At 38.2% G+C, this 18,300-nt stretch carries 21 protein-coding genes and 1 riboswitch; of the genes, 15 read left to right on the top strand and 6 right to left on the bottom strand.

From position 1 onward, the window contains the following. Positions 1–12: 12 nt before the first annotated feature. From A4245_RS10435 to A4245_RS10475, 9 genes are all read left to right on the top strand, one after another. Positions 13–1,212: a phosphoglycerate dehydrogenase gene (locus A4245_RS10435; protein WP_067727678.1), complete on the top strand. Its 1,200-nt coding sequence runs from the start codon at positions 13–15 to the stop codon at positions 1,210–1,212. A 423-nt stretch (positions 1,213–1,635) separates the two neighbouring features. Continuing rightward, a complete protein-coding gene (locus A4245_RS10440) occupies positions 1,636–2,076 on the top strand; it encodes a small multi-drug export protein (protein ID WP_067727679.1) in 441 nt (146 codons plus the stop codon). Between the two features lie 187 nt (positions 2,077–2,263). Next, a riboswitch (PreQ1 riboswitch) is annotated at positions 2,264–2,310 on the top strand. A gap of 123 nt (positions 2,311–2,433) precedes the next feature. Then, positions 2,434–2,934: a preQ(1) synthase gene (queF, locus tag A4245_RS10445; protein WP_067727680.1), complete on the top strand. Its 501-nt coding sequence runs from the start codon at positions 2,434–2,436 to the stop codon at positions 2,932–2,934. A 17-nt stretch (positions 2,935–2,951) separates the two neighbouring features. Continuing rightward, positions 2,952–3,590, top strand: a complete 639-nt coding sequence (locus A4245_RS10450) for a queuosine precursor transporter (protein WP_067727681.1) — start codon at positions 2,952–2,954, stop codon at positions 3,588–3,590. Between the two features lie 382 nt (positions 3,591–3,972). Then, on the top strand, positions 3,973–5,748 hold the full coding sequence (locus tag A4245_RS10455; RefSeq protein ID WP_234402400.1) for an extracellular catalytic domain type 1 short-chain-length polyhydroxyalkanoate depolymerase: 1,776 nt from the start codon (positions 3,973–3,975) through the stop codon (positions 5,746–5,748). Positions 5,749–6,002: 254 nt separating this feature from the next. After that, the gene (locus A4245_RS10460; RefSeq protein ID WP_067727682.1) at positions 6,003–6,290 is read left to right on the top strand and encodes a hypothetical protein; all 288 of its coding nucleotides are present in this window, start codon (positions 6,003–6,005) and stop codon (positions 6,288–6,290) included. Between the two features lie 167 nt (positions 6,291–6,457). Continuing rightward, the gene (locus A4245_RS10465; RefSeq protein WP_067727683.1) at positions 6,458–6,673 is read left to right on the top strand and encodes a hypothetical protein; all 216 of its coding nucleotides are present in this window, start codon (positions 6,458–6,460) and stop codon (positions 6,671–6,673) included. A gap of 1 nt (position 6,674) precedes the next feature. Then, a complete protein-coding gene (locus tag A4245_RS10470) occupies positions 6,675–6,995 on the top strand; it encodes a YolD-like family protein (protein WP_067727684.1) in 321 nt (106 codons plus the stop codon). 208 nt (positions 6,996–7,203) lie between these two features. Continuing rightward, on the top strand, positions 7,204–7,452 hold the full coding sequence (locus A4245_RS10475) for a hypothetical protein (protein WP_067727685.1): 249 nt from the start codon (positions 7,204–7,206) through the stop codon (positions 7,450–7,452). 401 nt (positions 7,453–7,853) lie between these two features. On the opposite strand, the gene A4245_RS10480 is transcribed toward A4245_RS10475, so the two are convergent. Then, on the bottom strand, positions 7,854–8,450 hold the full coding sequence (locus A4245_RS10480) for a MerR family transcriptional regulator (protein WP_067727686.1): 597 nt from the start codon (positions 8,448–8,450) through the stop codon (positions 7,854–7,856). Positions 8,451–9,020: 570 nt separating this feature from the next. Here A4245_RS10480 and ectA point away from each other — a divergent pair. From ectA to A4245_RS10495, 3 genes are read left to right on the top strand one after another with little or no spacing between them, the layout of a single operon-like run. Next, a complete protein-coding gene (ectA, locus tag A4245_RS10485) occupies positions 9,021–9,587 on the top strand; it encodes a diaminobutyrate acetyltransferase (protein WP_324609858.1) in 567 nt (188 codons plus the stop codon). A 24-nt stretch (positions 9,588–9,611) separates the two neighbouring features. Further along, positions 9,612–10,886 carry a diaminobutyrate--2-oxoglutarate transaminase gene (gene ectB, locus A4245_RS10490; protein WP_067727687.1) on the top strand — a complete coding sequence of 425 codons (1,275 nt, stop codon included), beginning with the start codon at positions 9,612–9,614 and terminating at the stop codon, positions 10,884–10,886. Between the two features lie 36 nt (positions 10,887–10,922). Then, the gene (locus A4245_RS10495; protein WP_067727688.1) at positions 10,923–11,309 is read left to right on the top strand and encodes an ectoine synthase; all 387 of its coding nucleotides are present in this window, start codon (positions 10,923–10,925) and stop codon (positions 11,307–11,309) included. A gap of 56 nt (positions 11,310–11,365) precedes the next feature. On the opposite strand, the gene A4245_RS10500 is transcribed toward A4245_RS10495, so the two are convergent. Further along, positions 11,366–12,085 (bottom strand): PRC-barrel domain-containing protein, encoded by a 720-nt coding sequence (locus A4245_RS10500; RefSeq protein ID WP_067727689.1) that lies wholly within the window; start codon positions 12,083–12,085, stop codon positions 11,366–11,368. Between the two features lie 340 nt (positions 12,086–12,425). Here A4245_RS10500 and A4245_RS10505 point away from each other — a divergent pair, with 340 nt between their 5' ends. Beyond that, positions 12,426–12,608, top strand: a complete 183-nt coding sequence (locus tag A4245_RS10505) for a DUF2187 family protein (RefSeq protein ID WP_067727690.1) — start codon at positions 12,426–12,428, stop codon at positions 12,606–12,608. A gap of 86 nt (positions 12,609–12,694) precedes the next feature. Here A4245_RS10505 and A4245_RS10510 read toward each other — a convergent pair whose 3' ends face one another. Continuing rightward, positions 12,695–12,997, bottom strand: coding sequence for a hypothetical protein (locus A4245_RS10510; RefSeq protein ID WP_067727691.1), 303 nt, complete (start codon positions 12,995–12,997; stop codon positions 12,695–12,697). 262 nt (positions 12,998–13,259) lie between these two features. Here A4245_RS10510 and A4245_RS20105 point away from each other — a divergent pair, with 262 nt between their 5' ends. Both A4245_RS20105 and A4245_RS10515 read left to right on the top strand, forming a co-directional pair. Continuing rightward, positions 13,260–13,424, top strand: a complete 165-nt coding sequence (locus tag A4245_RS20105) for a hypothetical protein (protein WP_157087703.1) — start codon at positions 13,260–13,262, stop codon at positions 13,422–13,424. 150 nt (positions 13,425–13,574) lie between these two features. Next, a complete protein-coding gene (locus A4245_RS10515) occupies positions 13,575–14,261 on the top strand; it encodes a hypothetical protein (RefSeq protein ID WP_067727692.1) in 687 nt (228 codons plus the stop codon). A 312-nt stretch (positions 14,262–14,573) separates the two neighbouring features. On the opposite strand, the gene A4245_RS10520 is transcribed toward A4245_RS10515, so the two are convergent. From A4245_RS10520 to A4245_RS10530, 3 genes are all read right to left on the bottom strand, one after another. Continuing rightward, a complete protein-coding gene (locus A4245_RS10520; protein ID WP_067727693.1) occupies positions 14,574–15,584 on the bottom strand; it encodes a WxL protein peptidoglycan domain-containing protein in 1,011 nt (336 codons plus the stop codon). A gap of 152 nt (positions 15,585–15,736) precedes the next feature. Then, complete coding sequence (locus tag A4245_RS10525; RefSeq protein WP_067727694.1) at positions 15,737–16,303, bottom strand: WxL domain-containing protein; 567 nt, start codon at positions 16,301–16,303, stop codon at positions 15,737–15,739. Positions 16,304–16,527: 224 nt separating this feature from the next. Further along, positions 16,528–18,099 (bottom strand): alkaline phosphatase family protein, encoded by a 1,572-nt coding sequence (locus A4245_RS10530; RefSeq protein ID WP_067727695.1) that lies wholly within the window; start codon positions 18,097–18,099, stop codon positions 16,528–16,530. Positions 18,100–18,300: the final 201 nt, after the last annotated feature.

An 18,300-nucleotide genomic window follows, 5' to 3' on the forward strand; every position in this document is an offset into this window, starting at 1 on the left:
AGAGGAGAAGTAATGAACACACTGACATTGGACAAGGTCAAAACGATAAAAACATTAAATAACATTGCAGAGAGCGGCTTAAACGTTTTTAAGAATGCCGATTATATGATAGATGATGAAAGTGAAAGCCCAGATGCGATTGTTGTCCGCAGTTTTAATATGCACGAAATGGAGTTTGACAACAACTTAAAGGCAATTGCACGGGCTGGAGCTGGTGTTAATAATATTCCCGTCGACAAGTGTACGGAACAGGGGATTGTGGTGTTTAACACACCTGGTGCCAACGCAAATGCTGTGAAAGAAATTGTATTAACGTCTTTAATGGCATCCTCTCGTAATTTATTTGCCGGTGTCAATTGGGTAAAAACGTTACAAGGTAAAGGAGACCAAGTGCCAAGTCTTGTGGAAGCCGGAAAGAAACAGTTTGTCGGTAAGGAAATCAAAGGCAAGAAATTAGGTGTTATCGGACTGGGAGCGATTGGTGCACTTGTAGCAAATGATGCACTAGATCTCGATATGGATGTTATTGGCTATGATCCATTTATCTCAATCAATACAGCTTGGGAGCTTTCCCGAAACGTGCAGCGGGCAATGACATTGGAGGAATTGTTTGCTGAGTCTGATTACATTACGGTTCACGTCCCTTTAACGGACGATACAGTCGGAATGTTTAACGAGAAAGCCTTCAGCATCATGAAGCCTGGAGTCCATATTTTAAACTTCTCCAGAGGGGGACTTGTAAATGAAACGGACATGGCTGAGGCGCTTGAAAGTGGGAAAGTAGGCAAATATATTACTGATTTCCCTAACGAAAGTGTACTAAATATGAAAAACGCTGTTCCGGTACCGCATCTTGGTGCTTCCACAAGCGAATCAGAAGAGAACTGTGCGATTATGGCAACCCGTCAGGTGAAAGAATATCTTGAAACTGGTAACATTAAAAATTCAGTGAATTTCCCTAATGCTTCAATCCCATACACAGGGAAACGCCGTATAACCGCATTCCATCTCAATATTCCAAACATGGTCGGTCAGATCAGCTCTGCTATATCGAACAACAATCTCAACATTGCTGATATGATCAACAGAAGCCGTGGTGAATATGCCTACACGATGGTGGATATAGACAATAATCTGGACGGCAATATTATTTCTGAATTAGAGGAAGAAATCAAAACAATCACGGGCATTGTTACAGTACGTGTAATATAAGAGATAACGGAAAAGATCCATGCTCCGTTGAAGAAACAAGGCGTCAGCCCCCTATACCGGGGGAGCTGGCGTTTTTTGGCAGGTAGGAAAGTATCAACTTACCAACCCGCATAAGTCAAGCTGGGGTGGGAGCGACTATTTTTCTAAGGTACATGATTTTATTATGAGGATAATGCAAAAATTAGCTTGAATGTTTGTTCTATGGGATAATGATCATGTTCAGTTTACCTTATAAACATCCTCCAAAACAGGCTGGTGAGTTTTTGGTATCCGTTAGTGCTTTCTTTTATTGAAAGACTAATAGGTATGTTGTTTGTGAAGAAACTAGTTTATGCTTTCATTTCTTTATACCAGATGGTAGGATTTTAGGGGTATTTGTGTTGGATAATAGTGGATTGAACTTCGCTTGTAAAGGAGAATATGATGCTTTACGAATATATATTGATTTTTATAGGAGCAGCTGTCCCCTGGCTGGAAATTGCACTCGTGATACCATTGGGAATAATATGGGGGTTTTCTCCATTCTGGGTAATGCTGCTGGCTTTTGTTGGGAACTTACTTACAGTCATCCCTGTTATCATAGGTTTTGAGAAGGTGAGGACGTGGTACGAAAAGCGTCAACTGAAAAAAGGGAAGGAACCTTCAAAGCGCTCCAATCGAGGAAGAAGAATTTGGGATAAGTATGGTCTGCCAGGACTTGCTATGCTGGGTCCGATTTTAACTGGAACCCATATTGCTGCATTCATTGGGATGTCCTTTGGTTCCGAGAAAAAGTGGGTCACACTATGGCTGACCATCAGCATTGGAGTTTGGACCGTGATTTTTGGGGTAGCTACCATATTCGGTTTGGATATTTTCCTATAGAGTAAAAACGGGGAAAAAAGTCGAGATTTTATCCCTGATAAGATGCATTTAAAACGGAAAGGTCCAGTGGGGTATCAGCTGGAATGAAGGTGGACCGAGGAACCTGTCCCTCTGGACCGGTAAAACAAATTTGACCTTTTGCTGATTGTCCTTTATGATATTCAAGAAGAGAATACCCGTGCAATTAACGGGAGAGGTTCATAGCTGATACCCTCTATAAAAAACTATGGATACTTGACGATACGCCATGTCCATATTCGGATGTGGCTTTTTAATTTTTATCCGTTTGTTTAAATAGATTGATTATGCTGCTCTCCGGTGAAAGTGTGGGTACACATTTTATAAGGGGGATTTTTAATGTCTGGCCGTAATGATAAAGAAGGTTTGAAGGATTTGACACTGCTCGGAAATCAGAAAGTGGATTATTCATTTGAGTATGCACCGCAGGTTTTGGAGGCAGTGGACAATCTGCACTCAGATCGTGATTATTTCGTCAAATTCAATTGTCCGGAGTTCACAAGTCTTTGCCCAATAACGAATCAACCGGATTTTGCGACGATGTATATCTCTTATATTCCAAACAAGAAGATTGTGGAATCTAAATCACTGAAACTATACTTGTTCAGTTTTCGAAATCATGGTGATTTTCATGAGGATTGCGTGAATATCATTATGAACGATTTGATTGAGTTGCTTGATCCTAGATATATCGAGGTATGGGGAAAGTTCACACCGCGTGGGGGGATTTCAATTGACCCATGGTGCAACTATGGACAGCCAGGAACCAAGTATGAGGAGATGGCAAATCATCGATTGATGAACCATGATCTCAATCCGGAAAAAGTTGATAATCGATAAGGGGAGCTTGAAGAGAAATGATCTTATATTTAAATGGAATTTTTGTGGGCCTGTTAATCCTATCCAATATAGTGGCTGTTAAGCTATTTGGTATAGGTGATTTTGCAGTACTGCCTGCAGCGGCCATTATTTATATTTTTACCTATCCAATTACAGATATCATCGTTGAAATCTATGGGAAGAAAGAAGCAAGAAGAACTGTTCAGGCCGGGTTGATCACACAGGTGATGGCATTGATATTTATCTCTATAGCGATAAATCTGCCTGCTGCCCCGTTTTTTGAAAACCAGGCTGAATTCGAAACGATTTTAGGGGGAAGCTTTCAAATTATTATTGCCAGCTTGATCTCCTATACAATAAGTCAGCACCTTGATGTGACAATCTTTAATAAATTGAAGGCGAAACATGGTGAGAAAAAATTGTGGCTGCGAAATAATGCCTCGACAATGCTCAGTCAGCTTGTCGACACTACCATATTTATTTCCATTGCTTTCTATGGAACAATGCCATTTTCTGCAATAGGAGACTTGATTGTAACGCAATATTTATTCAAGTTCTTAGCTGTTATTTTGCTTACACCAATAGTATATCTCATCGTCATGATTATCCACAGAGAACAAAAGCGCAAGCGCCTTGATCACCCCCGACAAGCTTAAGTAGAAACTACCCGTGGCGTTCTTTGCCACAGGCAGTTTCTACTTAAGACCTCGAGGGGATCGTCCGCTTTCGCTGGACGGTCAAAAGCGGAGGTGACTGTTTAGAATCTATGCTAGCAAGGGCCTGGAAAGCGCATGGTTATTTGCGCTTGGAATGTCCATTGCTTATGACGGAAGTTTCTAGGAACCGGAGCTGGACGATCAAAAGCGGAGCTGGACGTGGCTGTTTATGTTAAAAAGTTAATTGCTGCCGGAAACCTATATTATCTTATCTTTCAAAAAAGTATTCATCCCATTCAGTAAGAACTTGAGAAATTTATTGTAACCCATCTGTAACTGTAACCCCTTACCATTTCAATAACAATGGAAAGGGGTTGTTTTTTTGTTAAAAGCAAAACGAGCTTGGTTTATTGGTTTATGTCTGTTGTTAGTATGTTCTATGATTGTCTGGCCTACTACCACAAATGCTGCAGGTGAAGTCATTTCAGGATCTTATGGTGGAAAGTCATATAATTTGTATATACCAAGTCAATATGATCAAAGCCAGACTTATCCATTATATGTGATGCTGCATGGTTGTACCCAAGATGCGGGGCAGTTTGCTGCAGGGACAAAGATGAATGAGCTTGCGGAAGAAAAAGGATTTCTTGTTCTCTATCCTGAGCAAAACTCTAGTTCTAACTCAAGCAAATGTTGGAACTGGTTTGAAACGAGTCATCAATCTCGAGGAAGTGGTGAACCAGCAGTTATTGCTGGTATGGTCCAATCATTGGATTCAACTTATTCGATTAATAACGATCAAGTGTTTGTTGCAGGTCTCTCAGCAGGGGCTGCAATGAGTGTGATTTTAGGTGCGACCTACCCGGATATTTTTTCAGGAATTGGAGTTGGAGCAGGATTAGAGTATAAAGCAGCGACGAGCGTTAGCGAGGCTTACACTGCTATGTCCAGTGGCGGACCAGATCCAGAACAGCAGGGTAGAGTGGCCTACCAAGCAATGGGCAGTCAGGCGGATGTTCTTCCTGTGATTGTTTTTCATGGCACTTCTGACTATACGGTAAACAGTATTAATGGGCACCAGGTCATTTCACAATGGGCAGTGACCAATGATCTGGCAGCAACCGGTTCTGTCGATGGATGGATTGATGATGAACCCGATCATACGGAGAATTACCAAGTTCCATCTGGTAAAAGCTATACTGAAAGTGACTATACAGGTCAAGATGATCAGGTGTGGATGAAAAAAATATTGATCCAGGATATGGGGCATGCATGGTCTGGAGGTAGTTCCCAGGGAAGCTATACAGATCCGGGCGGTCCTGATGCAAGTCTGATGATGTGGAATTTTTTTCAGACCTTCTCTAGTGGGGAAGAAGATCGAGACCCAGACCCTGACGTACCTGTAACAATCGCAAATCCGAGCGGTGGAACCTATTACGATTCTGTACGTGTAGAGCTTATTACAGATGAACCTGCAACAACCTATTATACGACGGACGGTACAGACCCAGACACTGACTCTGCGGTTTATGAGGAATCAATAAATATAACGGAGAACACCATATTGAAATTCTTTAGTCAAAATAGTGAAGGCAGTATGGAAGCGGTCAGGCAGGAAGAATATATTATTCGCACAGATCAATCGTCGGAAGAAACAATCCTTACTTCAAATGGTAATGAAGACGGGTATGCCGGGCGTTTTACTGCAGATGGGAAGAGTAATGAAACAATAAAGGTTGGCGATAAGGGGATGTATAACGAAGATACGTATAGAGGTATATTATCCTTCGATACTAGTACCCTTACAGAACCCCTACAATATGCAAAGCTTCGTTTATATACGAAATCCACTCAAGGGATTGTTTCATCGCTTCAATTGGATATCAAACAAGGTGTATTTGGAAGCAGCTCTATGATTGAACAAGTCGATTATTCTGATATGGCAACCAAATCTAACATAGTCAGTTTTAATCCTGCAGAAGGCGAGTATATAGACGTAGAAATTCCTGCCAGCAGTTTTTCCCATATAAATCAGAACGGAATTACACAATTTCGTTTAAAAGCTGAGACCCCTGGAATGTTCGATTCAAACTTTATTGAGTTTTATGGGGGAGAAACTGTGAGCTATGCACCAAAGCTAATTATTGGACAGCAGTGAATAGAGTAATAAAAATCACTGAGATTACCTTCAAATGACCTTCTTTTTATTGGAGGGTCATTTGTTTTTTGTTGTTTTTAAAAGAATGCCCGCTTTTAAGAATCGTAAATCATTAAATTTTTTTACAATGTTTGTAATGAAGGTGGGGGAAGGATTGGAGTAAAATTTAAGATCGGATTTTATGAAGAATTATGTTTAAGCTTGTTGTTAAATGGTAATAGTCCCTATATAAAAGATAAGAAAGGAAGGATAACATGTCTAAGAGTTTAAAATGGTTAGGTACACTATTATTTGCATCAGTCGTTCTGGTTGCTTGTGATGACGGTGGAGAAGATATTGAAGAACCAACAACTCCTCCAGTAGAAACACCGGAAGAGGATCCGAATAACGGTGGGGTAGAAGATGGTACAGAAACAGATGAGAATATGAATGATGGTACCGAAACTGATGGTTCTGACGACCTTGAAACAGATACTGATACAGAAACAGATACAGAAACAGATATTGAAACAGATGTAGAAGAAGACGACGAGGAATTGTAATATCCAACTATAAAGTAATAAAAAACAGACCTCCCTTTGGGGTCTGTTTTTTTCGATTTCTTACGGGTTATAAAAGTTAACAAAAATTAACTGTATACATATCTTTGGTTTGTGATAAAATGGGAACATACGTTCAGAACATTAGTTCCAAAAAAAGGGGGTGCAGCATGAAAGGGTTGTTTTTACAATCAATGGAAAATAAAGAGAAGGTAGTTATTTTCTATATAGACCAGGATAATAATGTAACACAGCGGTTTATTCGTGTTATTCATATTTCTGATACGTCTATTCTGGCTTATTGTTACTACAGGAAAAAAGTCAGGTCGTTTCGACTGGACAATATTCTTTCATGCGGTCCGATTAAAAGAAGGGTGGGGGCTTAATATGAACGATCGTGGAAGTATTAAATGGACTGCCATGATGATGCCAGAGCATATTCAGCTTCTGAATGATATGTGGAAGCGGAAGGAATATAAAGAGAAGCCTGTTTTGGATGAGCAGCAGCTTGAAGAAATAAATAGGAAGCTGCACATGGCAATTCATAAACATTTATCAGCAGAAATTACGTATTATGCTGACTATGATTATAGAAAAATCACGGGGAAGCTATTTAAGATCGAAACAAGTGAAGGTTTTATAAAAGTTGATAATGAACATCGGACGAAAATCTATTTGAATAATATTTTAGACATAAAAATTGATTAGTCACTAATTGAAAAAACTATTAAGTAAAGAGGCGATTCGATCGATTCAGGTCGGGTTGCCTTATTTCATTCATTCCTGCTTTTATCTATTTCCGGTTGTGCATTAGAAGGATGTAAAAGAGCATATTTTAGAGAAAGTAGATACGTCTGTCTATTCATTGCTTCGTTGCTGACATAAGGTGTAGTAAAGGAAGAAGGGAGGGATTTGAATGTCCATGTATAGAAGCAGACGCCGTCGCCGTGATGATATACTTGATGTGGAGGACGTGCTAATTCGCACAGACAAAGTAAAGGTCATAGAAGATGATAGAAGACGGAAACATCGATTTCATGATGATTCTGACAGAACGTTAGTCATAAATGCTGACAAAGTGACTGTTCTCGCAGACGAAGTAGATTTTAGGGATGATGACCGTCGCCGTCGCCGTCGCCATCACCATGACAGATGTGATTGGTAGTCTATAAGCACATCATATAGACGATTTTCCGTTGGCAAAAAACTAATCTTGGAGAAAAAGAAGCATTCGAAAGCATCATGTTCTCGCCCCTTTCCAACAGCAGAAAAATACACGAGAATCCATTTGAAACTTATCCAGCAAAGCTGTTGTAGTGAATAAGATAGACCGAAATCTGTATAGTACAAAACAACCTTACTTCAATTTTTTCTATTGAAGTAAGGTTTAATATATTCTAATTAAAATTTTTATTGCAAAAGCGATAGTTAAATAAAAGAATCTGGAGCAAAAAAACAGTGATTTTGCGGTGTGGTTTGAAAGGATAACAGGTGAAGTATTTAATTAGAATAATAGGATATAAATATATATTTTTTATTTTTGTATAAATGGACCTTGCGACAGATTTACCTGTTAAAGATCCATGAAAACAGTCCCTTTTTCCTTTTTTCTTCCTGTTTCTTTTCTTGAAGTTCGCGCATGGCTTCCAATAATGTTGCATCCCGTGCTTTTATGCTTTCGTTCATGAAGTTCTGTTGCTCTAATTGTTTCAGTAATTCCCGTTGATTCTCTGCAAGGTTGTGCTGATCGACTGCATACAGTTGCCTTAATTCCTTAAGCTCCGTCGTTATTTCTTCGTTATGCTGTCGTTGTTCCTCCATAGCTGCAGCCACCTGTCTAAATCCTTCATAAATCTGTGCCATCATTGGAAGTTGATTTTCACTGATGTCATCATGGTCGATTGTAATAATCTTCACATTTTCGGTAAGCACCTTTTCAATCATGCTTGGCGGTTCATTGTCATCCTTCATACGAGCAATTAATTCAAATAGGGCAAGGGCCTTTGCATCATAACGAGTAGTTCTTCCATGCGTTCCACTAATTGTTGGAAGGTACTTTTTAAATTGATCCCTCCATGACTGAACAGTTGTCCGTGGTCGTCCCAGTTTTCTCGCTATATCTGCCAGACTGTAACTGCGCTGATAATCAGTTTCTGTAGTCATTCATCGTCTTCCCCTTTCGTAATGTCGTTCGATTATCGTCATCTCTATCTACATACACATCCACATCAAAATATTGCTACTACATCTTCTTGTTGTTTCCTTTAGCTATAGTATATATTCTTTATGCAACTGCTAAAATCCTGCTAACTAAACTAATTTTTCTAAAAATTAAATAAAAACAATATCTGAGACAAAGTTTAATGATTTGTTTGAATTGGATATGAATGCAAAAGGTTGGACTGTGATATGATCGGTAAAGCTGTTGTACATGGGTTTCAGCAATTAAGTGATTGGTTCATTAAGAAGAGGTCAAACTGATATGCTGCAAAAAAATATTTTACAATAAATTTATTTGCGCGAAAAATTGGAAAATGTTAATAGATAAGGGGTTTTCAAGTTCTAGATTCAGTGAATTTTTTAAATATTGAACTATCCCATACTATTTGGACGCTTTTAATAGGCAATGGCACCTAATCGTCATTAAACGGATTGTATCAAGTTTAAACACGCTATATGACGCTTAATTCATTTTGACGAATTAAACGATTGCTTATAGGCTATTACACGTGATTGATTTTAGTAAATGAAACGAGGGAGGTGTTAAGCATTAATATTTCTGAAGTGGCTGATAAGCTGAAAATGGACAGCACGAATTATCATTTTCGGAAGCCGAGTAAAAATGATGGGGCTGAAGCATGGGAACTCGTGAAGCAAATCGGCAATCTTGATCTTAATTCATCTTACAGCTATCTCATGTGGTGTGAAATCTTTTCAGATACATCGATTGTAGTTAAAGACAAAGAGTCCCAAAAGGTTGTTGGCTTTATATCCGGGTTTATACACCCCGATAAAACGGATACATTGTTTATTTGGCAGGTAGCTGTTGATGAGTCTCAGAGAGGCAATGGATTGGCAACCAAAATGCTGCTTCAACTTTTGGATCGTGAAGTATGCAATGATGTTCATTATGTGGAAGCAACGGTATCGCCGTCAAATACACCGTCCAAACGATTGTTTTTTGGACTCGCCAGAAAGTTTAACACGAATTGGAAAGTCAGTGACTATTTCACAGCAAACGATTTTCCCGGAACAGGCCATGAAGATGAGTTGTTATTCAGAATTGGACCATTAAAATAATAAATTTATTTAAAGGATGAGTTGATGGGAACAGCTGTAATAAATGACAATAAAATGAAAACGTTTGAAGAAGTGGAATCTGGAGTAAGAAGCTATAGCCGAGGTTGGCCAACTATTTTTGAAAAGGCTAAAGGCTATAAATTATGGGATATAGACGGAAAAGAATATATTGATTTTTTCGCAGGAGCGGGCGCATTGAATTATGGACATAACAATACTGAAATGCAGGACCAAATGATCGAATATATTAAGCAAGATGGAATCCTGCACAGCCTCGACATGGGAACGACACCAAGAAAAGCTTTTCTTGAAAAGTTCCGAGATACGATACTTACACCTCGAAACCTCGATTATAAAATTATGTTTCCCGGCCCAACAGGAACGAATACTGTTGAAAGTGCATTGAAAATTGCCAGAAAAGTAACAGGTCGTGACACCGTAATTAACTTTACAAATGCGTTCCATGGTATGACAATCGGTTCGCTATCAGTAACAGGTAATTCATTCAAACGTCATGGAGCAGGAATTCCGCTTCATCATACGTCGACGATGCCTTTTGATGAATATGTTGAAGATCAGGATTCGATTGCCTATATAGAGAGGTTTCTAGAAGATAATGGAAGTGGTGTTGCTCTTCCGGCAGCAATTATTCTGGAAACTGTACAAGGTGAAGGTGGCATAAATGCTGCCCGAATGGAATGGTTGAAAAAAATAGAGAGTATATGCAGAAGATGGGACATTTTACTAATTATTGATGATGTTCAAGCTGGGTGTGGCAGAACAGGAACATTCTTCAGCTTTGAGCCTGCAGGAATTAAACCGGATGTTGTTTGTCTTTCCAAATCTATTGGTGGGGCAGGGTTACCGATGGCCATCACATTGATCAAACCTGAGTTTGATCAATGGGGACCTGGGGAGCACAATGGTACATTCCGTGGAAATAATTTGGCATTCATTGCTGCTGCAGAAGCACTAAGCTTTTGGGAGACGGATGAATTTTCGAATGATATAAACAAGAAATCCATCCTGTTAAGAGATACGATTGATGCAATTATTGCAAAATATCCACAACTAAAAGGTGAACCTCGCGGAAGGGGTCTGATGCAGGGAATAGCAGTGCATGTTGATGATCTGGCAGGTGAAATCTGTGCGGAAGCATTTAAACGGGGCCTGATTGTGGAAACTTCAGGTGCAAAAGATGAAGTAATAAAATTCCTTCCACCACTAATTATTGATGAGGAAGGCTTAAATAAAGGGCTTGAAATTCTTATAGAAAGCATAGAATCTGTTCTTTCTTAATGATTGTAAAAAATACACTACTAAAGGGGAATAAAAATGATCGTAAAAACACTTGATGAAATTATCGGGACAGAAGACCATACAAAAGGAAACACATGGGAAAGCCGCAGATTTATCCTGAACAAGGACAATGTCGGTTTCAGCTTAAATGATACGATCATAAAAGCAGGCACAGAGAGTTATTTTTGGTACAAAAACCATATTGAAGCGGTATATTGCATTGAAGGTGAAGGAGAAATAGAAAAAGTCGAAACTGGAGAAGTTTGGAAGCTTAAAGCCGGATCCATGTATCTCCTGGATGAACATGATAAACATAAATTACGTGCGAAAACTCAAATGCGTATGGTATGCGTATTTAACCCACCGTTAGTCGGTACTGAAACACATAATGAAGAAGGGTATTATCCTTTATTGACTGAGTAGATAAAGGACCAAGGGAGTCACCCTTAGATCCTTGATTTAATGATATTGTCAGTTCCTTATCTTAATAGGTTGCTGACAATATCCTCTTTATTTTCATATGGCATTTCCTGTGTCAGCATATCCACTGAACCGTTGATATACAGGTCACCTTCCAGCCAATCGGTAGCATCTACTTTTTCTGTGCCATAGACATAGTATTTTGGAATTAAAGTGCTATCTCTGCTTTCAACAACGACATAAGCTATTTTCCAAAATTCTTCATCGTAAATAAAGTCTGCTACATTCCCAAGTCTGCCATTGTTTGCGTGGACTCTGAAACCTATTGTGTCTTCCTCGCTTCTAAGATCATGCTCTGGTTCGTCAGGATCGGGAATCCCTTCTGCTGTATCTGGTTCAGGTGGGGTGCGGACATTGACTGTTGCAATCTGTCCACCTCCATATAATACCGGATCAGATAAGTTTGATCCCCATCCATAATATTCATCGATTCGTCTTTTATTTTCCCCTGACACACTTGAGTCTTCAGGAACATCCGGACTGTTTCGGATTGTTTCTTTGTCATAATCCACTTCCAGCTTTTTGTCTTTTTCGTTCACTTGAATAAAGGAAGATGGAGATAAAAGTACTTTTCTGCCGGGCAGCCATTTTCTTGTATCTATGCTTGCATAATGTATTGCCCAAGAGTTCTCTTCAAAGTACAGATCTTTAATTTTACCTAGTTCGCCATCAGTGGCATCAATATTATAGTTTTTCAGTTCAGAAGTATAGAACAACATTTCATTTCCTCCTTCTTCTCGATATATTAATCTTTACCCGTCACCAATCAAAGTAAAACAAACCAAGTCGGTTCTTTGCGATTGAATAATGAAACATTGAAGGTTAAAATCACAAGGATTATTAAAAAACTGCATTATTCTTAACAAAATTAACATGCTTTATTCAAACTGTCTTAACTTTTGAATTATATAATATTATTAATGTATTTTTTCTAAGACAGATTTATATTGATGGTTTTGCGTTAGGAAGTAAACATTTCAGTTCTTCTTTTATTGGTTATCTTTTTATAAGAAAGGGAATAAAAAAGTAACAATATTTTAATCAAAGGTGGGTGAGACATTGGAAATCAATAATAATCATGCAGAAATCGGTGATGAGATCTATTTTAAGTCCGGTATAAAGGGAGTTGTCGAAAAGGTATATAGTAATTCAGTGATTGTTAACGTGACTGAAAACAATACGGATTTAGAGTTTAAAGGTAATAAGACGGTTGTAGGACATAAAAATTATAAGATTATCTGATAATCTCTTAAGGTACAATAATTTAGTTTCGAACTGTATGGCACAGAACACAGAAAATCCCCTTTTCAACCAAAAGGGGATCAACTTTAATGTAAATTCTTGTTTTCCTGTTCTTCCAATTCTTTCATTTCCTGGTGTGTCTGTGGAAAACCATTTGCGACCCATTCTGATTTTTGGGCATGATCGAGCTGGGTAAGCCCTTTTTCGGAAGGATCTTTATCAGCATCTACACTTTCAATTCGATCAATTTTTTCGCTATTCCTCATATCTGTATCTTCATATACTTCAACTGTTTCTTTCTGTCTTTCTCTATAAGCGGAGACAGCCAGGACAGCTCCGCTAGCTGACAGCAATGATCCAAGAACAATGTTCCTCGTTGATTGCTTCATAATATCCCTCCATTTTGATAGTTTTTCTTCTATGCTATTCCTATACCCCCTTTTACTCTTTTTGAAAAGTTTACAGATTTTCAGTTGCAAGAAGGGGACTGCTCCAAAATCTGGATTAAAGAGCAGACGCATTTCCAAACGATATAAGCACGTACATTTCAGGAAAACAAAGAGAATACTATGTTACTATTGAAGATGAAGTTATGGAGCTGACAGACAGTTTAATAGAAGAAGAAATTTTAAAAATGGGGGGTCTTTAACTGTGGAGATAATCTTTATGTTTGTTGTAGCCATGATTGTGCTTGTCTTATCTGTAATCGCTATTATTCGAGGATTAACAGAAAGGTTCAAAAATCCAATCAATGAATTAAAAGGACGAATCTCATATCTCGAAAAAAGAGTCAATGACTTGGAGAACGATAAATAGTATGTGATTATTTTTATTAATTGCAAGGGTGAACAATTTGTCTTCTTATCTTTTAGATATTATTTTCTTAAGAGGTGGAAACGATTTAACTGCCGAAACTGGTTAGTAAAAGAAAAGCGTTTACTGCAGGTAAAAAGGGGTGGCGGTAATTTGCGAAATTGGTTAGCATTTTTATGGATACTCCCATTAACTGCATTAGCAATTGCTGCTTGCGGAGAGAATATGGGAGGAACTGGTGAGAACCCTTATGGACATTATGAAGATGATAAAATGATTGGGTTTGTACAAGAAGTTGACAAAAGCAAGGATACGGTGGTAGTAGATATTTCTGAATGGGAAAAACGTGATCGGAAAGGTTCTGTATTAACAGATGAAGGATATTCTTATATAGCTGAAATGACGGATGAAACCGTTATTGAACTGGAAAACGGGTCGAATGCAATTCTTGATAATGTCAAAGAGGGACAAAAAGTGTTAGTCAATCCACCGGTAGGCAAAGAATTTGAAGGCCGAGCACAAGAAGTTATATTGTTAGATATGACCCACGAAGAAAAATATTCTGGACTCCTATCACATACAGACGGATTAAATATTGTAGTTATGTATGAAGAAGGCGAACCAATTTCAATCGATATAGAAAATATAATGCAGAATATTGAACATAAAACGGTGGGCAGACAAATGCCTTATCCAAATGATTTTGTGGTTGATTATAAATCTGAACTGGATTTTGAGGAACTTCCCATCATATTAGTTTTCAATAGGGAAGAACTGGTATTTAAAACGCATAATGTTGATGAATTATACAATTTCATGGAAACCTTGGATAGCAGGTGAGTTGAAGGCATTATGCAAGGTCAGACATAAAGTAAGGAGTCGTTTCTTAATAAAAACTTTTAACTAACGAACGAATATTAGAAGAAATAAAAGTACAAAGTTAGTAATTGTTGTAGATTTAGTTAGTTAAATCGGAATAAAAAACAGTGAGCAGACTAATGAAAATACACATTTTTTTGTTAATAATATCCACGCAATAAAACTTGTAAAAAATAAGCATCCCAAAATAACCGTTTTCTAAAAGAATTTTATTTTGAGATGCATTTATTTATTCGTTTTGATACTGATACGAAGGCATTGCCCTTTTCCAGTTTATTTAACTTTTTTTCCGATGACGAACATCAGAATACCGAAAACCACCGCTCCAGCAACCCAAACCCAGATGGGGATTCCATTATTATCGGATGTATTTGTTTCAGGTACATTTTTTTCCTCATACTCTTGAATGTCTTCATTCTCTATAGTAAAGGATTCGGATGCTGTAAACTCATTACCTCCTGCAGTGCCGTTTACATTTAGTGTGTATGTCCCATCATCGAGCGATTCATTTTCCCAAGGAATCGGGTAGCGAATTTGAGATTTTGGAGCCATCTTGAAGGAAGGAATTTCCCCACTGAATAGTTCAGCTCCTTCTTGATCTGCCACAGAATATGTACCCATAATTTCTTCCTGTATCAAATGAACATTGTTGGTCATTTCGATAAATACCTCACCTGTTTCGTTCATAAACCCTGCCTCGCCAAGTGATAAATCAGAAGGAGTTTCAACTGGTAAATTCAATTGTAAAGCTACAGTGTACGATGTTTCTGTATTTAGTATCACATTTGCTGCATCTTCTTCATTTGTTTCCTCTGTTTCCATACTCATAGGTTCTGTAGTTAGAATGACCGCCCCTAAAAATGTCTGACCATCTTCCTCTGGAATCGCAATTTCAATAGGGACATTTACTGAAGATTGTGATGGGATTGTTATGGTTTCTTCTATTTCTATAAGGTCAGCAAGGAGTATTGCATCCTCAAGAAGTCTGCTATTATCAGAATCAATATTTGTGCCATATAACATTCCTCCAGTCGGATGTGTATAGGCATTGGCTGTGCTTCCTGTGAGTGTTAACTCCGTCTCTAAGTTATTGGTGACCTTTAATTCAATTGTTTGGGTTTCCCCAGGTTCAACCAATAAATTAAAATAACCTTGAGTTTCAGGTTGCTGATTGTCAGGGTATACAGGTTCAATTTCTAATGGTGCAACCTCGTCTTGAGCAAAGGTATTGATTGGAAGACAACATAAAAAGAATCCTAAAATAAAAAATAAACGTATCTTCAATCTGACTCCTCCCTTATTTCCTGTGACTTTGCCTGCATTCTATTTAAAAACGTTATATTAACAACCTACCCATTTTGATCAGGAGCAAAACAAATAAAGGCTGATTCTATTTATAGAATCAGCCTTGTAAAATTTATTTTAAACTATTAAACTTATGGTCCAGTTACTAGATTAAATGTAACTGTAGAAGCGTACGTTCCAGCCTTAACATCTTTTGGTTGTAGATTTAGATTCAGACTTGAGCCCGTTATACCAAATGTACCCATACCTTCATCTGTATCAGCTGTTAAAAGTTGTACTCCTGTGTCAGAGTCTATGTTTCCAGTTCCAATGCCAATCACACTGGCACTTGAAGACCCTTCTTCCGCAGTTATAGTCGGAGTAGAAATGCTTAGACTGTTAAATGGTAACGTTTTTAAGCCGTCCGCAGTTTTTAATTGAGTTGCTTTAATGTTTAGGTTCCATCCTGATCCTGTTCCTGTGGCATCGACCACGGAAAATGGTTCCACAGTAGCTGTTAGATTTTGAATTAAACCGTTTAACGTAATTTCCCCGAACGGGCTAATTGAAGCATCATTTATTGATAATGAACCACCTGTTACTGTTGTAGAAGTTCCCGCGTCAGTTGTGGTAGCAGCAGAAGCAGTTGTTGCAAAAGTACCAGCCACCAATCCTAAAGATAATGCACTGATAGATAATTTTTTGATGAATTTATTCAAAATTTTTCCCCCTAGATTTTTTTGTGTAAGTGGTAACCTACAATGTCTATTATGTCTTGAAAGAGTTGCTATAAATATCCCCCAGTGTTCCTATTCATAAATAACGGGAACCTGTTCCTATTATTGTTTATATATTTCTTTGAATATGAAAAGCTGCAAATACATTCCTAATCCAATGAAATGTTCTTCACTTCCAGATTTAAAACATCCAGAAACAATTACTGTTAGTCTGTAAGCTCCAATATCCAATCCTTGAAATCAACCACACGTTCATATTGAGGTGTTGAAGGATCACCGGTAATTATCATGGGAGTAAGTGAATCATCTTTATGCAGTGACCCATGACCGCCGCCCCCGGGATGTGTAGGGGAATGTTCTCCAATAAATTCATGTCCGGGTTTTGCATCGACAATAATGTAACGTCCTTCATGTGAATGAAGTGCGCCATATAATCTTGCAAGTGCATCGGGATATTCTCCATAGGAAATTATGCTTTGCTCATCCATTGTTATGTCTAATATGGACGGGTCTCCCTCTAACTCCCATTCTTGATCGTATTGATCGGTGTAATTGCCGTTTGGTTTGAAAGTAAACTTGGAATTCGGATTCTGGGAAACAACATGATTTCCTGTGTCGTCTTTCCAGGCGATGAACCCGATTCTTGAGTCATTCGTAAAATTTGCTAGTAGTTCAGTAAAATTTATATTCTCATCAAGTAAATGGACATAAGCCATACGTGAATTGACTGCCAAAACGACTTGATCCTTGGCTTGTATTGGTTTTCCAAGTTCAGCGATCTGGTAATTTTCCAGGATTACCCTTAAATCAATCAGTGCCTCCTGCTCATCGTCAGCAATTATTGCTTGGCCACTATCGCCATAAACAATTACGGTAACATTTTCGATTGCGTCCTCCCAAGAAGGGAATTCATTTAATATTGATTGAATCTCCTGATCGACAGCTTCAATTCCTTCCATTTCCATTGGACCATTCTTGTGGACTTTTTTATCAAGACCCGGAAAATAAGCAAGAGTGAAGGAAGGGAGTTTATCATTTTGGATAAGCTTTTTAAGTTCGTTGGCTGTAAAGGAATCGTTCATTCCAAGTCTTTGCCAAACGTTATTATGCTTTTCATTTTCAGAATTGAATTGGGATAAGCTTCCTAAAGATAATACGGTTGGTCCTTTTACTTGGACAGTTTCAGGCAATATATTAAAAACGGAAATGATAGTTGGGATATTTAGATCATACCGCTGGTTTCCCCGATAGACCATTCCGTTAATTGATCCGGAATCGAGTTGTCTACTATCCATTTCTTCAAAAATGGTTGTCGTATCTTTACTTAAATGTTCATGATTTAAATTATGGATACTATCATAAAGAACTTGATCAACACCTAATTGAAAAATCTCCATTGCACTGCTTCCATAATTGACCAATCTGTTTTCCTGCAAATTATACCAGGCAAGTGCAGGTACCATATGATGATTGGCATAGGTTCCTGTTAGAAGGGTGCTATCGATGGTTACGGACATTGTCGGATAAGATGTTACAATTTGCGGTAAATACCGCCCCTGATCAGCCAGAAACTCTAAAGCAGGGGTACGACCTTCCTCCATAGCTTTTTGCAACGGTTCATCCATTAAAGAGTCAATAAGCATAAGAACAACAGGTTTAGATGTATTATTAACCTCTAACACGGATAAGTCGTTTGCAGGAGAAGAGAAGCCAAACCAAATAACCGCAAATAATATGAGAGAAAAACTTAGGAGAGCGATAATTGATTTTTTTAGCATAGGTATCATCATCCTTTAAGATGTTCATGCAGAATCACATCGGGTATGTGTTAGTTTGGCTTTGAATCGATATTTTATTTATTACGTTTTCAATAGAATTAATTTGCAACCGGATCTGGACGAACAAAAGCGGAGGCGACTGTTTAGAAACTCAACGCTAGCAAGGGACTGGAAAGCGCATGGTTTTCGCGCTTGGAATGT

The sequence above is a fragment of the Oceanobacillus damuensis genome (assembly GCF_001618145.1).
GTDB classification, from domain to species: Bacteria; Bacillota; Bacilli; order Bacillales; family Amphibacillaceae; genus Oceanobacillus; species Oceanobacillus damuensis.

Excerpts from the sequence above, each read along its gene's own strand:
- A4245_RS10530 (WP_067727695.1), bottom strand. The coding sequence starts at position 18,099 with ATGCTAAAAAAATCAATTATCGCTCTCCTAAGTTTTTCTCTCATATTA.
- queF (WP_067727680.1), top strand. The coding sequence starts at position 2,434 with ATGTCTGGCCGTAATGATAAAGAAGGTTTGAAGGATTTGACACTGCTC.
- A4245_RS10470 (WP_067727684.1), top strand. The coding sequence starts at position 6,675 with ATGAACGATCGTGGAAGTATTAAATGGACTGCCATGATGATGCCAGAG.
- A4245_RS10440 (WP_067727679.1), top strand. The coding sequence starts at position 1,636 with ATGCTTTACGAATATATATTGATTTTTATAGGAGCAGCTGTCCCCTGG.
- A4245_RS10465 (WP_067727683.1), top strand. The coding sequence starts at position 6,458 with ATGAAAGGGTTGTTTTTACAATCAATGGAAAATAAAGAGAAGGTAGTT.
- A4245_RS10475 (WP_067727685.1), top strand. The coding sequence starts at position 7,204 with ATGTCCATGTATAGAAGCAGACGCCGTCGCCGTGATGATATACTTGAT.
- A4245_RS10480 (WP_067727686.1), bottom strand. The coding sequence starts at position 8,450 with ATGACTACAGAAACTGATTATCAGCGCAGTTACAGTCTGGCAGATATA.
- A4245_RS10510 (WP_067727691.1), bottom strand. The coding sequence starts at position 12,997 with ATGAAGCAATCAACGAGGAACATTGTTCTTGGATCATTGCTGTCAGCT.
- A4245_RS10495 (WP_067727688.1), top strand. The coding sequence starts at position 10,923 with ATGATCGTAAAAACACTTGATGAAATTATCGGGACAGAAGACCATACA.
- A4245_RS10450 (WP_067727681.1), top strand. The coding sequence starts at position 2,952 with ATGATCTTATATTTAAATGGAATTTTTGTGGGCCTGTTAATCCTATCC.
- A4245_RS10435 (WP_067727678.1), top strand. The coding sequence starts at position 13 with ATGAACACACTGACATTGGACAAGGTCAAAACGATAAAAACATTAAAT.
- A4245_RS10460 (WP_067727682.1), top strand. The coding sequence starts at position 6,003 with ATGTCTAAGAGTTTAAAATGGTTAGGTACACTATTATTTGCATCAGTC.
- ectB (WP_067727687.1), top strand. The coding sequence starts at position 9,612 with ATGGGAACAGCTGTAATAAATGACAATAAAATGAAAACGTTTGAAGAA.
- A4245_RS10500 (WP_067727689.1), bottom strand. The coding sequence starts at position 12,085 with ATGTTGTTCTATACTTCTGAACTGAAAAACTATAATATTGATGCCACT.